This window comes from Azospirillum tabaci (assembly GCF_014596085.1).
Taxonomy (GTDB): Bacteria; Pseudomonadota; Alphaproteobacteria; order Azospirillales; family Azospirillaceae; genus Azospirillum; species Azospirillum tabaci.
Window position 1 is genome coordinate 1 of sequence record NZ_JACCJY010000039.1, and the last position, 12,055, is coordinate 12,055.

Here is a 12,055-nt window from a genome sequence, read left to right on the forward strand (position 1 = left end):
ACGCCCAGGCCGAGCATCATGAAGTTGTAGACCCGCAGCATGTGCTTGCGCAGGCCCTCGTCGAACGCCGCACGGTCCACGCCCGCGGCGCCCGCGCCCCAACGACTCTGGTTGGGATACTGGTCGAACATGAAAACCTCCCCTTCTGTTTTGTCGGAACGGGTTCAGAACCAGGACGCCTGCACGGCATCCGCCAAGTCGAGCAGTCGCTCGCCCGGAACGCTGGCGCACAGCGCGTACACATGATGGCCGTGCCGCCAGTAGACGACCGACACGCCATGCAACTCGGCCGCCGTCGGCGTGGTGACGGTGAAGGTCTTGTCCTCGGCGGCGAACAATGTCACGCGTTCGAAGGCGGGCGTCATGTAGACAACCTGCACCGCGCTGCCTTCGTCCCAGGGAACGATGCGCGAGGCCAGGGGCTGCAGATCGGCCGGGAACCGCGGCAGGGGCAGATGGCCGCCGATCACCCGCGAGACGACCTGCGCCAGACGGGGCGCTTCGTCGGGCGGCAGCCCGCTGAAGGACGGGCCGATCGTCATCGCCGCGCGGTGCGCCTCGACCGCCTCATCGGCGAACACCGGTATGGGATGGGCGGCGGCGACCGGATCGGCCAGCACGTCGCCGAGCAGCGTGTGGGCCGTCCACCCGACGCCGATCAGGATGACCGCGGCCAAGGCTCTGCGGAGCTTGGGAAAACGGCGGGCGGCGGAACGGACGGAAAGCGCCGATGGCGGAGCTTCGGCGCTCACGGCGAGCGCCGGCCCCGGCGCCTCGGCGCCGGCCGGATCGTCCATGAGATACAGGCGGAGCTTGTCCCGTTGCCGCAGGTCCTGCATCACGCGGCTGGCCAGAGCCGGGTTCCCTTGAAGATAAGCCTCGACCTCGATGCGCCGCTCCGGGGGAAGCTGATCGTCGACGTAGGCAAGCAGGTCGTCTTCGGTCACGGGCGTCGCCATGGGTCACCTCACCAGTCGCAAATGTGGAGCGGGCGCGTCCTGGTCGGCCGCCGCGCGCAACGCCGCGCGTGCCCGGCTGAGTCGGGACATCAGCGTGCCCAACGGTATGCCGAGGCACTCGGCAGCGTCCCGGTAGCTCATGCCTTCGACCGCAACCAGCATCAGCACCTCGCGCTGCTCTTCGGGAAGCATCATGAGGGCCGCCACCGTCTCGCCGAGGGACACCCGATCGGTCTGGTTGGGTGCCTGGGCTTTGACGGCCTGTGCCGCGAGCGTCGCTTCGGCGGCGTTCTCGGTGTGCTTGCGACGGCATCGGGAGGCGTGGGTGTTGTGCACGATGGCCAGCAGCCATTTCCTCAGATCGTTGCCGTCCCGCCAGGTGTGAGCGCCCTCCAACGCACGCAGGGCCGCCTCCTGCACCAGATCTTCAGCGCGCTCGGGATCGCGCGTCAGCACCAACGCGTAGCGACGCAGCACCCCGAGGTGGCGAGAGATGTCCATGCTCCCCAACAGTTCAGTTTCGACCGCAGCATACCGACGCCCCCCACCTTTTCATCCCGCGGGCCTCTAAAAAACTTCGACGGCGGAGGCGGTTCATCATGCGCGATGCCGTTGGAATAATCCCATGGCCTCGGGAGTATGTTTGATCTGTCTGAAAGTAAAATTGGCATGGAACGCCAAAAAAAACGAAATGAGGGATTTCGCCTAATAGAATATTGGCGTCTTGCAAATCATGGCCATAGGCCCGCACTGACACCCTGCTCGCATGGAGCCGCGGGCGTCACAGGGACAATCATCGAGGCAAATGTCATGAGTTGCACCAAGCGCATGCTCATCGCCGGTCTGCCCGCCCTTGGTCTGGCGGCCTGCGGGGAGCAGAACAGCGGAAATCAGGCCTCTTCCCCGGCGGCGCAGCCGTCCTCCACGCCGGGGCAAACGCAGTCCACGCAGTACCATCGATCGGAGCGAGCGCCTGAGCCCGTCGTGGCCGGGCGCCCGCCTGCCGTTCGGTTCGCCGTGACCCAGGCCCTCTGCGGCAGGGCGAACGGCATCACTGGCTAACCGGAGGTCGCGGAGCGTGGCCCCCGCGATGTCCGATGTCATGTTCCCAACCACGACGCCGGGGACTGACCGGCGCCCCGGCCTGATCCAAGCACCGGCTCAACGCCCGGCTTGGCTGCCGTGCTGTGTCGGGCCACAGGTCTGCGTCTTGGGAATCGCCCGGATCGGGCTGCGGAGAAACGCCGCAGGACATCCGGACGGGCCGGGTACCCTGCGGCCAACAAGGGCCACTGGAAACGTCCATGGTGTCCCCGGCCGGCCGCCGGGGGCGCTCCGTCTTTGTTGCACCGGCTTCGATCATGCGGTTTCGCTGCGCCTTCCCGCAACCGCGATGAACGGGCAACGGTCTGCGATCGTTGCCGGGCGCCGTGGACGACCGCGGAAGACCCGCTCTGTTTTCCCCTGCAAAGGACGCCGTCAGGTCCTGATCAGGCCGTCGGTCGGCTTTCCCGCCGGCGCCTCCGGAACGAATCCATCCAAGGCCCGCTTCAGCGCCTCCAGGCCCGCCGCCGCCGATCCTTTTGCCGACTCGACCGCTTCGGTGATCGCCATGCACAACTCCAGTCGCTGCTGAGGATCATGCCGGGTGGATTCGAGCAAGCGGCCGATGGCGCCGGTCCCATCTTCGCTTCCAGGCGGTGAGACCGCCGGATCAATGCCGAGCAGCGGCAGGATGTACTCCCGCCCCTTCTCCTGCGCCAAGGCGACGGCGCGGTCGCCGAACTTGCCGGCGGCCTGCAGGCCCATGTCCCAGCTGGTCAGGGCAGCCGATACCGTCGGCGAACACAGCGGTCCGGTTCCCGGCGTCGGATCGGCCGCCAGGGCGGGAGCGGCGGCTGTGAACAGGCTGACGGCGGCGACGAATGCGGCGGCGCGCGAGATGAACAGCATAAGACGGGCTTCCTCAAGTGGCCTGGCGTATTTGGGAGTGTGGACGTCGTGCGTCCAGTCGCGCTTGACGAGCCTTATGGACGTTCAGGCCCCGGAGCACGCACTGGGGGCGCACAAAGGGGAGCGTTGTGCGTCATGGCCGTGCGCCACGGCGGCTCACCTTGGAAAGCCGAACGGCAGGGCCACATGGGGGGCATGAACAACCATGCCCCCCCGCAGGCGGTCGATTGTCTGCCCGAACGTCGCAGAAGCGGTCCCGAGGCTTCGCTCCGCTTCCAGCGACCGCCATCGATGCGAACTGCTCAGGGAGTGATCCGGCGCGTGGGGGTCGAAATCGAGTTTCAGGGCATCAGCGCCCGGGCTGCCGCCCAAGCGCTGGCGGTTGCACTCGGCGGGAACTGTGTGGAGGAGGACCCGCACGCCTTCCATATTTCGGACACGGCGATCGGGGATCTGAGCGTTGAACTCGATGTGCGCCATGCACACCCGCGGCGGGCGGCATCGGCGTCGCGCGTCCGCCTGAGCCCGGTGGGGGCCGCATGGCTCGGCACGGCTCTGGGCGGCGTCGTGCCCTGCGAACTGATCACCGCACCGCTCCCGATCGATGAACTGCACGGCGTGGACGACGCCGTGCGTGCGTTGCGTGCCGCGGGTGCCCGAGGCGCAGGAACGACATGGCTCGGGTCGCTGGGGCTGCATTTCAACATCGATCCGCCCAGCCTCGACGCCGACACGATCACCGCCGTGCTGAAGGCGTTCCTCCTGCAAAGCACCCAACTGCGCCGGGAGACGACGGGGAAGACCTCGGCCATGGCCTTCCTTCCCGCGCCCTATCCGGATGACTATGTCCGCCGTGTCATTGCCCCGGACTACTGGCCGGACCTGCCGACCTTGGCCGGGGATTACCTCGCCGCCAACCCGACGCGCAACCGTGATCTCGATCTGCTGCCGTTGTTCCTGTACCTCTACCCGGCCCAGGTCAGAGCGAAACTCCCCTACGAGAAAATCGGAAGCCGCGCCGTCTTCCATTACCGCCTGCCGCAGGCTCACGTCAGCGATCCGGCCTGGAGCATCGCGGGCGCCTGGAACGGCTGGGCCGGTGTGGAAACGCTGGCCGGCGACCGGGATCGGCTCGTGCTGCTCTGGCAGTCTCTGCGTGAACGGATGGGTTGACGTCCGATGAGGTGCCAAGCGAGCCGGGTGGCCTCACGCCGCGCGGCCATCGACGCGGTGGAAGCCTGGGATTCTGTCGCGGTCTCGACGATGTCCCGGCGAGGGCGATGTGAAGCGGCTGCTGGTGGAGGACCATCGAGCCCTTCCCGCCATGGTCGCCAGCCATCTGGAAAAAGGTCGGTGTCGCGGTGGACCCCGTCGGCCCCGCGGAGCATGCGATCACGGCCATCGGGATCATGCAGTACGACGGCACCGTGCTTGATGTCGGCCTGCCTGGGTCGAGCGGCATGACCGTTCCGGACCATGTCCGGAGGACCGCGTTGCGATGAGATGGCGTCGCAGGGTCCGACAAGCGTCGTGCCATCTCGCCGGAAGTGCGACGGCTGCCAATTCCTTCAGCACTGGCTGGAAGCCAGCGGCAGGGCGATGCTGATCGTCGTCCCCATTCCAGGGCGGGACTCCACCTTGATCGCGGAGCCGAGTTGATCCGCCAGCGTCTTTACGATGAACAGGCCCAGGCCAAGGCCGACCACGCCGTCTCCGGCCTCGACGCGGTAGAACTCCTCGAAAATGTCGCTCAGGGAACTCTCCGGGATGCCTCGGCCGGTATCGGAGACGTCGATCCACAGCTTGTCGTCGGCGGTGCGGCACACGATCCGGATTTCCCCCCGGTCGGTGTACTTGATGGCGTTGTCGATGAGGTTATGGAGAATGCGTGATGCGAGCAACCGGTCCGTACGCACCGTCACGCCACCGCCGCACCCGTCCACGCGCCAGTGCAACCCCTTGGCTTCGGCAGCCAGTTGGAACGTCGCCGTGGCGTGCGTCGTCAGATCGTCCAGCGTGACGTCTTCGATCCGGACGGCGATAACGCCATTGTCCATCTGCACCAAGTCCTGCACGCCATCCATCAGACGCTTCACCACGCCCAGGCAGTGCTTCATCGTCGACACGTAGATTTCCCCGCGGGCGGTCACCCGGGACGACAGGGCATGGGTGGCGAGGGTCAGGGCATGGACCGGCTGGCGCAGGTCATGGTTCAACGTCGCGAGGAGCCGGGTGCGCGCCGCGTTGGCCCGCGCCACCTCCAGGGCCTGGGTCCGTGCGGCTTCGGCCGCCTCCTTCAGCGATTCGAGGAGGCGGACGTTGGACAGCGCCAGGGCCGCAGATCGAGCGATGGCCTCCAGAAGGGTGACGGTGCCCGCGTCGGGTGTGTGCCGCGTCGCCCAATACGCACCGATGGCGGCGATGGGATCGGGCGCGCCGACCGGCACCATGACGAGGCTCCGCACGAAGGTGGGGCGATAGGCTTCGTGCGGGATGCGCGGGTCGGCGTAGATGTCCGGAATGACCGCCGGCTGCCCGGTCAGCATGGCCCAGCCCGAGATGCACGTGCCCATGGGAAACCGCTGCCCTTTCCACAGTGGGCTGATCGCGTCCTCATCGACGTAATGGCACAGGTCGCCGTCGCGCAGCACGATGGTGACGCCGTCGGCCCCCGTCAAACGGCGCGCTGCCGTCCGCAGGACGGAGACCACAGCCGGCAGATCATGGGCAAAAAACAGACGCTCGTTGAGATCGACAATCCCCGCCAGATGGTCGGCGTCGCGAAGGGCGGACAGTTGCGGAGCATCGGTTTCAGTAGCGGGCATCAGCACGGCTCCCTGGCGGTTCACCATGCCAACACATGTTGGCGTGAGGAAGCGCGTGAACGCTTCATGGCCCGAACTGTAACGCACGGAATACGCCTTCGCAGCACGAAACGCCAGCGACGTTCACGGTCTATGCCCGGGCCAGGCGACAGCGGCGGCCGAGGCTGATCTTCGGTTCTTGCGCGGCGATCGCCCGTTCACGCTTCGGGCCGGATTTCTCCGCCCGCAGAATGAGGCGCCGAGGGTGGCTTTCCGTGGCCGAGCGACCCTCCATTGCCCCGCTCAAGTCGATGCGAGGATGCCCGGCCGGGAGCCTCCAAACGAAAATGAGAATTCTTCGCATTTGGACATGAGGCGGGAGGTCCCCCCGTTCGTCTGAACAGAAGGACCGGTGGTTCCTTCGGAGAGGACGAGATGAGCGTTGGCAAGTCGCGCACGCGGCTGTGGTTCCTATGGCACTCCTGGTTGGCGATGCCCATCTGGGCGTTCCTGTTTTTCGTCTGCCTGACCGGGACCATCGCCGTGGTCAGCACCGAGATCATGTGGCTGGTCAACCCCGCGATGCGGGCATCGGGCGGAGGCGAGGCCCTGCCGCCCAGCGCCCTGATCGCCGCGGCGGAAGCGGCCGCGCCGGGCGGGCGGGTGAGTTCGCTGAGCTGGGGCGGTTCCCACATGGCGGTCAGCGCCCGGCTGGCGATGCCCGACGGCACCTCCACCACCGCCTGGGTGAATCCGGTCAGCGGGGTGGTGCAGGGGGTGTCCACCGGCAACTCGTTTCAGAGCTTCTTCCGCGCCCTGCACGGCTGGCTCATGACCTTTCCCGTGGGCTGGTACCTCGTGACCTTGCTGGCCATTCCGCTCGTCGGGTCGCTGGTCACCGGGCTGGTGGTCTACAAGCGGTTCTGGAAATCCTTCTACCAGCCGCGCATCCGCTGGCGGCAGGCGCCGCGCGTGATGTGGGGCGACCTGCACCGCGTCGCCGGCACATGGTCGATCTGGTTCATCGCGGTCATCTCGGTCACCAGCCTGTGGTTCCTGATCTACATGATGCTGTTCCATCTCGGGATGGGGCTGGGCGGCGGGAAGGTGCCGGTGCTGCTGGCCCGCGACCAGATCCCGGTCGCCGCGACCGCGCCGAAGCCGGACGTCGATGCCGTCCTGGCCAGCGCCAAGGCGGCCCTGCCGGACATGCGGCTGCGCTACCTGTGGCTGCCCGGCACCGCCTACGACCCGGCGACGGTGGCGGGGTCCAGCGGGCAGGTGCCGCTGCTGCCCGACTACGTGCGGGTGAATCCCTTCACCGCCGAGGTGATCATCATCGAGGGCGGAATGGACGCGGCGTCCGGCATCGAGCTGACCCGCACCATCATGCGCGCGCTGCACACCGGCGATTTCGGCGGCTTGCCGGTCAAGCTGGTGTGGTTCGCCTTCGGCCTGCTGATGACCACGCTGGTCTTCAGCGGCATGCTGATCTGGATGAAGCGGACCGCCCGCGCCACGGTCGAGGCGGTGCGCGACGTCCGGCGCGGGTCCCGGCTGGCGGAGGGCCCATCCAATGCGTAATGACTCAATGCGTAGGCTCTGGCAGCGCGGCAAGTTCCATCTCAGCGCCCTGATGATGCTGGTGCCGCTGCCTTTCCTCCCCGGCTATTTCAGCCCGAAACCGATCTTCGTGCCGCCCGAGGTCCGGCGGGACGTCGCCGTCGGCCCCTTCTCGGTGACGCTGGCGACCTACGACGAGGCGCCCGGCCGCATGCCGACGGGGGAACGGATGAAGGAATACCGCATCCACATCCGTCCCGCCGACATCGACCATGTGCGCGGCGTCTTCCTGCGCGTCGGCAAGCCGCGCAGTCTGCGCACCGCGGGCGCGCTCGCCTTCGGCAACCCCTATGAGCGGGAGGCCGACGTGACCGTGCCGGACGAACTGGCCGGCACGGAGGAGCTGTGGGTGACCATGGAGGATTGGAGCGGCGGGGTGCATCAGGCGTCCCTTCCGCTGGGCGAGATTTTCGGAGGAAAGCGATGAAGACCCACCGCCTGTTCGCCCTGGCGGGGCTGTTCGCCCTGTGCGCCGCCGGTGCGGCGGAGGCCCATTACCCGATCTGCGAATGCCGGATGGTCGAGGGCGACACGGTGCAGTGCACCGGCGGCTTCTCCGACGGGTCGAAGGCGCCTGGCGTGGTGCTGGACGTCATCGCCTACGACGAGCAGGTGCTGGTCAAGGGCAAGCTGGGGCCGGATTCCACGCTGTCCTTCCAGCGCCCCGCGCAGGACTTCTACGTCCTGTTCGACGCCGGGCCCGGCCACACCGTCGAGATCGAGCACACGGCGATCAAGTAGCGCCCTCAGCGAAGCCGGAACCATGCATCACCAGATCGTTCGCCGCGCGGGGGCCGAGCGCGAGACCCTGTGGGTCCTGCTGGCCGCGGGCGCCATTCTCGTATCCGCCACCCTGGCGGTCGGGCTGCGCGCCGCTCCGGACGCGGAAGCCCCGCTGGCCGCCCACCTCATCGACTCCCGCACCGGCCTGACCGCCGCCGAGCAGGGCCTCTACGCCGACCTGAAGGCGGCGGGGGAGGAGATCGCCGCCCTGCGGACGGCGGAGGGCAGGGCGCCGACGCCGGCGGAGCTGGCCACCGAAGCCCTGCCGCCCTTCGCCGCCGACCCCAGCGCCGCGGCGCGCGGCGGACACGCCTGGATCCTCGCCGAGACCGGCCACGGGATCGCCTACGTCGGCATCTCCGCCGCACCGGAACTGGCCGGGTCCCTGGTCCTGCGGCTGGACGGCCATGGTGCCGAAATCTGGCTGAAGCGCGCCGCCGAAGCCCCGCCCGCTCCGCCGGAGGACGCGGCCCTGTCCGCCGCCGGCTGGAAGCGGATCGTCTCCACCTTCACCGCCGGGGTGACCCGATGACCATCCTTCCAAACCGCGGCCCGAACCGCCGCCTGATCCTGGCCGGCGCCCTGGCCGCCACTGCCGCGCCCATTCGCGCCTTCGCAGCTCCCGCCGGGCGCCGACGCTTCGGCGTCACCCTGCACCCCTACTATTCCTACGTCGCCAACATCGTCGGCGACGCGGCCGAGGTGGTGCCGGTCATCCCGGCCGGCTTCAACCCGCACGCCTACGAACCGCGCCCGGAGGACATCCAGCGCATCGGCGGGCTGGACGCCATGGTGCTGAACGGCATCGGTCACGACGACTTTGCCGGGCGGATGATCGCCGCCTCGGCGAAGCCGTCGCTGCCGGTGGTCGAAGCCAACGCCGACGTGCCGCTTCTGCCCGCCGCGGGAACAGCGGCACGGGCAGCCGGGAAGGTGGTCAACCCGCACAGCTTCCTGTCGATCACCAATTCGGTCCTCCAGGTCTCGACCATCGCGCGCGAGCTGGGGCGGCTCGACCCGGACAACGCCGCCGCCTACGCAGCCAACGCCCGCGCCTATTCCCGCCGCCTGCGCCAGCTGCGGGCCGACGCGCTGGCGAAGCTGGCGACGGCGGGCACCGCCACCCTGCGCGTCGCCACCATCCACGGCGCCTACGACTACCTGCTGCGGGAGTTCGGGCTGGAGGTCTCCGCCGTCGTGGAGCCCGCGCACGGCATCGAACCCAGCCCGGCCCAGCTCGCCGAGACCATCGCGACGATGCGCAAGCTCGACGTGCAGGTGATCTTCTCCGAGCTGAACTTCCCGAGCGCCTATGTCGAGACGATCCGGCGCGAGACCGGCATCCGGCTCTATGCCTTCTCCCACATCTCGCACGGCGACTACGCGCCGGACCTGTTCGAGCGCGAGATGGCCCGCAACCTCGACACGCTGGTGTTGGCGATGGCCGAGGCGTCACCATGACGGGACCCGCCATCCTGTTCGACCGGGTGGACCTGACGCTGGGCCGCACGGTGATCCTCGACGGCGTGTCCTTGCGCGTCGCGGCGGGCACGGTGCACGCGGTGGTCGGCCCCAACGGCGGCGGCAAGTCGTCGCTGATCCGCGCTCTGCTCGGGCAGGCGCCGCACCGCGGGACCATCCGGCTGGACTGGCCGGGCGACGGGCCGGGCACCGTCGCCTACGTGCCGCAATCGGTCGAGTTCGACCGCGGGCTGCCGCTGACGGTGGAGGATTTCCTGGCCGTGCTGTGCCAGCGCCGCCCCGCCTTCCTCGGGCCGGACCGCCGCATGAACTACGGCGCGGCGCTGGACCGCGTCGGCATGGCCGGCAAGGCTCGCCGCCGCTTCGGCGCCCTGTCGGGGGGCGAGCGGCAGCGCGTCCTGCTCGCCCAGGCGCTGATCCCGGCGCCGGACCTGATCGTGCTGGACGAGCCGATGACCGCGCTCGACGAGGCCGGGATCGCCATCTTCGAAACGCTGCTGGCCGAGCTGTCCGCCGCCGGGACCACCGTCCTGTGGGTCGAGCACGATCTGGCCCAGGTGCGCCGGCTGGCGACGCGGGTGACCGGCTTGAACCGGCGCGTGCTGTTCGACGGCGCCCCGCTGGAGATGCTGTCGCCGGAGCGGGTGTTCGACCTGTTCTCGGCCGTTCCGCGCCGGACCGAAGCCGAGAGGATCGCGTCATGAGCTTCGAGGCGTTGCGCGCCCTGGTCCAGGGCTGGGCCGGGGCCGGGCTGCTGCCAGCCGGGCTGACCCACGGCTTCCTCGTCAACGCGCTGCTGTCCGGGCTGGTCATCGGCCCGGTTCTGGGCGGGCTCGGCACGCTGGTGGTGACCAAGCGGCTGGCCTTCTTCTCCGAGGCGGTCGGCCACGCCGCGCTGACCGGCGTCGCCATCGGCATCCTGGTGGGGGAGCCCTACACCGGCCCCTACGCCAGCCTGTTCGGCTACTGCCTGCTGTTCGCGCTGCTGGTGAACTACACGCGCAACCGCAGCAACCTGACCGCCGACACGCTGATCGGCGTCTTCCTGTCGGTGTCGCTGGCGCTGGGCGCCAGCCTGCTGCTGATCCTGGCCAGCCGGGTCAACATCCACATCCTGGAGAACGTGCTGTTCGGCTCGGTCCTGACGGTGGACGACCGCGACCTGACCGTCCTCCTGGCGGTGGCCGTCGGGGTGACCGCGCTGATGCTGCCGCTGTTCAACCGGCTTCTGCTGGCCAGCTTCAACCCGGCGCTGGCGCGGGTGCGCGGCGTGCCGGTGAAGGGGCTGGACTATCTGTTCATCGTTCTGGTGACGGTGGTCACCGTCGCGTCCGTGAAGATCATCGGCGCCATCCTGGTGGGGGCGCTGCTGGTCATTCCCGCCGCCGCGGCGCGGGTCGTCGCCTCGTCGTTGCGCGGCTTCTTCCTGCTGTCGGTCGCCTTCGCCAGCGTGGCGGCGGTGGCCGGAATCCTGCTGCCCGTGCAACTCGCCCTGCCGGTGCCGTCGGGCGGCGCCATCATCCTGGCGGCGGGGCTGCTGTTCCTGGGCGCGCTGCTGGCGCGTCTGTTCATGAAAGGGGAAGAGGGATGAAGCGCGCCACGCTCGCGGCGCTCCTGCTGCTGTCCACAGTGGCGGGCGCCTCCGCCGAGACGGTGCTGGCCGGTCACCCGGTCACCGCCGGCCTCGCCCAGGCGCTGACGAAGGGCACGCCGGTGGTGGTGGAGGCGTTGGTTCCGCCGGCCATCCCCATGGGGCGCCAGCACGCCTTCCTGAGCGGGCGCGGCGAGGCCAAGCTGGCGGAGGCCGCCCGCAAGGCCGACGCGGTGCTGACCCTGCGCTCCGCCTGGGCCGAGGACCCGCTCTATCCGCTGGCGCGGCGGGCCAACATCCGCCTCGTCGAGATCGACGCCGCCCGGCCGGTGGACGGCGCCCTGCCGGGGATCGCCATCACCAGCGGCGCGGCCTTCCCCTGGCTGGGCATCGCCAACGCCGGGCGGATGGCCGACATCCTGGCCGCCGACCTGCGGCGCCTCTATCCCGGGTCCGCCGACGCCATCGACGCGAATCTCGCCGCCCTGAAGCGCGGGTTGCTGACGGTGTCGTCCCGGTCGGCGCAGGCCTTCGCCGCGCTGCCGGACCCGTCGGCGGCGGCGCTGTCCGACCGCTTCGCCACGCTGGCCGCCGATCTCGGGCTCGACCTGCGCCGGGTCTGGACCCGCGACGACCGCGACTGGACGCCGGAGCGTCTGGCCGAGCTGACCGCGACCCTGAAGGCGGAGGCGATTCCCGTGGTGCTGCACCACCGCCAGCCGGCACCGGAGGTCGCTCAGGCCGTGGCGGACGGCGGAGCCCGGCTGATCGTTCTGGACAGTCTGGAGAACGGTCCGCCGGCAGCGATGGACACGGCGTTGGGGCGAATGGCGGAGCAGGTGGAGGCGGGGCTGCGCTGA

The 12,055-nt window shown here is 69.2% G+C and carries 13 protein-coding genes; 9 read left to right on the forward strand and 4 right to left on the reverse strand.

Annotation, left to right across the window (positions count from 1 at the left end; genetic code table 11):
• Positions 1-164 precede the first annotated feature (164 nt).
• The 3 genes from H0B54_RS25940 to H0B54_RS25950 form a co-directional block, all read right to left on the reverse strand.
• On the reverse strand, positions 165-959 hold the full coding sequence (locus tag H0B54_RS25940; RefSeq protein WP_188262729.1) for an anti-sigma factor family protein: 795 nt from the start codon (positions 957-959) through the stop codon (positions 165-167).
• A 3-nt stretch (positions 960-962) separates the two neighbouring features.
• Positions 963-1,460 carry a sigma-70 family RNA polymerase sigma factor gene (locus H0B54_RS25945; RefSeq protein WP_094305355.1) on the reverse strand — a complete coding sequence of 166 codons (498 nt, stop codon included), beginning with the start codon at positions 1,458-1,460 and terminating at the stop codon, positions 963-965.
• Between the two features lie 978 nt (positions 1,461-2,438).
• Positions 2,439-2,912, reverse strand: coding sequence for a hypothetical protein (locus H0B54_RS25950; protein WP_188262730.1), 474 nt, complete (start codon positions 2,910-2,912; stop codon positions 2,439-2,441).
• A gap of 135 nt (positions 2,913-3,047) precedes the next feature.
• On the opposite strand from H0B54_RS25950, the gene H0B54_RS25955 reads away from it, so the two are divergent.
• Positions 3,048-4,085, forward strand: coding sequence for an amidoligase family protein (locus H0B54_RS25955; protein WP_188262731.1), 1,038 nt, complete (start codon positions 3,048-3,050; stop codon positions 4,083-4,085).
• Positions 4,086-4,480: 395 nt separating this feature from the next.
• Here the strand turns inward: H0B54_RS25955 and H0B54_RS25960 are convergent, their stop codons facing one another.
• On the reverse strand, positions 4,481-5,824 hold the full coding sequence (locus tag H0B54_RS25960; RefSeq protein ID WP_343069034.1) for a sensor histidine kinase: 1,344 nt from the start codon (positions 5,822-5,824) through the stop codon (positions 4,481-4,483).
• 327 nt (positions 5,825-6,151) lie between these two features.
• Between H0B54_RS25960 and H0B54_RS25965 the strand changes: the two genes are divergently transcribed.
• From H0B54_RS25965 to H0B54_RS26000, 8 genes are read left to right on the forward strand one after another with little or no spacing between them, the layout of a single operon-like run.
• Positions 6,152-7,300: a PepSY-associated TM helix domain-containing protein gene (locus H0B54_RS25965; RefSeq protein ID WP_188262732.1), complete on the forward strand. Its 1,149-nt coding sequence runs from the start codon at positions 6,152-6,154 to the stop codon at positions 7,298-7,300.
• Between the two features lie 7 nt (positions 7,301-7,307).
• The gene (locus H0B54_RS25970; protein ID WP_188262733.1) at positions 7,308-7,766 is read left to right on the forward strand and encodes a hypothetical protein; all 459 of its coding nucleotides are present in this window, start codon (positions 7,308-7,310) and stop codon (positions 7,764-7,766) included.
• Positions 7,763-8,080, forward strand: a complete 318-nt coding sequence (locus tag H0B54_RS25975) for a hypothetical protein (RefSeq protein WP_094305361.1) — start codon at positions 7,763-7,765, stop codon at positions 8,078-8,080. The genes H0B54_RS25970 and H0B54_RS25975 overlap by 4 nt, the downstream gene beginning before the upstream one ends.
• 22 nt (positions 8,081-8,102) lie before the next feature.
• Positions 8,103-8,654, forward strand: a complete 552-nt coding sequence (locus tag H0B54_RS25980) for a DUF6162 family protein (protein WP_188262734.1) — start codon at positions 8,103-8,105, stop codon at positions 8,652-8,654.
• Complete coding sequence (locus tag H0B54_RS25985; protein ID WP_188262735.1) at positions 8,651-9,583, forward strand: metal ABC transporter solute-binding protein, Zn/Mn family; 933 nt, start codon at positions 8,651-8,653, stop codon at positions 9,581-9,583. Before H0B54_RS25980 ends, H0B54_RS25985 begins: the two co-directional genes overlap by 4 nt.
• The gene (locus tag H0B54_RS25990; RefSeq protein ID WP_188262736.1) at positions 9,580-10,308 is read left to right on the forward strand and encodes a metal ABC transporter ATP-binding protein; all 729 of its coding nucleotides are present in this window, start codon (positions 9,580-9,582) and stop codon (positions 10,306-10,308) included. The genes H0B54_RS25985 and H0B54_RS25990 overlap by 4 nt, the downstream gene beginning before the upstream one ends.
• Complete coding sequence (locus H0B54_RS25995) at positions 10,305-11,195, forward strand: metal ABC transporter permease (protein ID WP_188262737.1); 891 nt, start codon at positions 10,305-10,307, stop codon at positions 11,193-11,195. The genes H0B54_RS25990 and H0B54_RS25995 overlap by 4 nt, the downstream gene beginning before the upstream one ends.
• Positions 11,192-12,055 (forward strand): metal ABC transporter substrate-binding protein, encoded by an 864-nt coding sequence (locus H0B54_RS26000; protein WP_188262738.1) that lies wholly within the window; start codon positions 11,192-11,194, stop codon positions 12,053-12,055. Before H0B54_RS25995 ends, H0B54_RS26000 begins: the two co-directional genes overlap by 4 nt.

Bases quoted from the DNA above. Each gene is read 5' to 3' on its own strand.
- H0B54_RS25940 (WP_188262729.1), bottom strand. From the start codon at position 959: ATGGCGACGCCCGTGACCGAAGACGACCTGCTTGCCTACGTCGACGAT.
- H0B54_RS25945 (WP_094305355.1), bottom strand. From the start codon at position 1,460: ATGGACATCTCTCGCCACCTCGGGGTGCTGCGTCGCTACGCGTTGGTG.
- H0B54_RS25950 (WP_188262730.1), bottom strand. From the start codon at position 2,912: ATGCTGTTCATCTCGCGCGCCGCCGCATTCGTCGCCGCCGTCAGCCTG.
- H0B54_RS25955 (WP_188262731.1), top strand. From the start codon at position 3,048: ATGGCCGTGCGCCACGGCGGCTCACCTTGGAAAGCCGAACGGCAGGGC.
- H0B54_RS25965 (WP_188262732.1), top strand. From the start codon at position 6,152: ATGAGCGTTGGCAAGTCGCGCACGCGGCTGTGGTTCCTATGGCACTCC.
- H0B54_RS25970 (WP_188262733.1), top strand. From the start codon at position 7,308: ATGCGTAGGCTCTGGCAGCGCGGCAAGTTCCATCTCAGCGCCCTGATG.
- H0B54_RS25975 (WP_094305361.1), top strand. From the start codon at position 7,763: ATGAAGACCCACCGCCTGTTCGCCCTGGCGGGGCTGTTCGCCCTGTGC.
- H0B54_RS25980 (WP_188262734.1), top strand. From the start codon at position 8,103: ATGCATCACCAGATCGTTCGCCGCGCGGGGGCCGAGCGCGAGACCCTG.
- H0B54_RS25985 (WP_188262735.1), top strand. From the start codon at position 8,651: ATGACCATCCTTCCAAACCGCGGCCCGAACCGCCGCCTGATCCTGGCC.
- H0B54_RS25990 (WP_188262736.1), top strand. From the start codon at position 9,580: ATGACGGGACCCGCCATCCTGTTCGACCGGGTGGACCTGACGCTGGGC.
- H0B54_RS25995 (WP_188262737.1), top strand. From the start codon at position 10,305: ATGAGCTTCGAGGCGTTGCGCGCCCTGGTCCAGGGCTGGGCCGGGGCC.
- H0B54_RS26000 (WP_188262738.1), top strand. From the start codon at position 11,192: ATGAAGCGCGCCACGCTCGCGGCGCTCCTGCTGCTGTCCACAGTGGCG.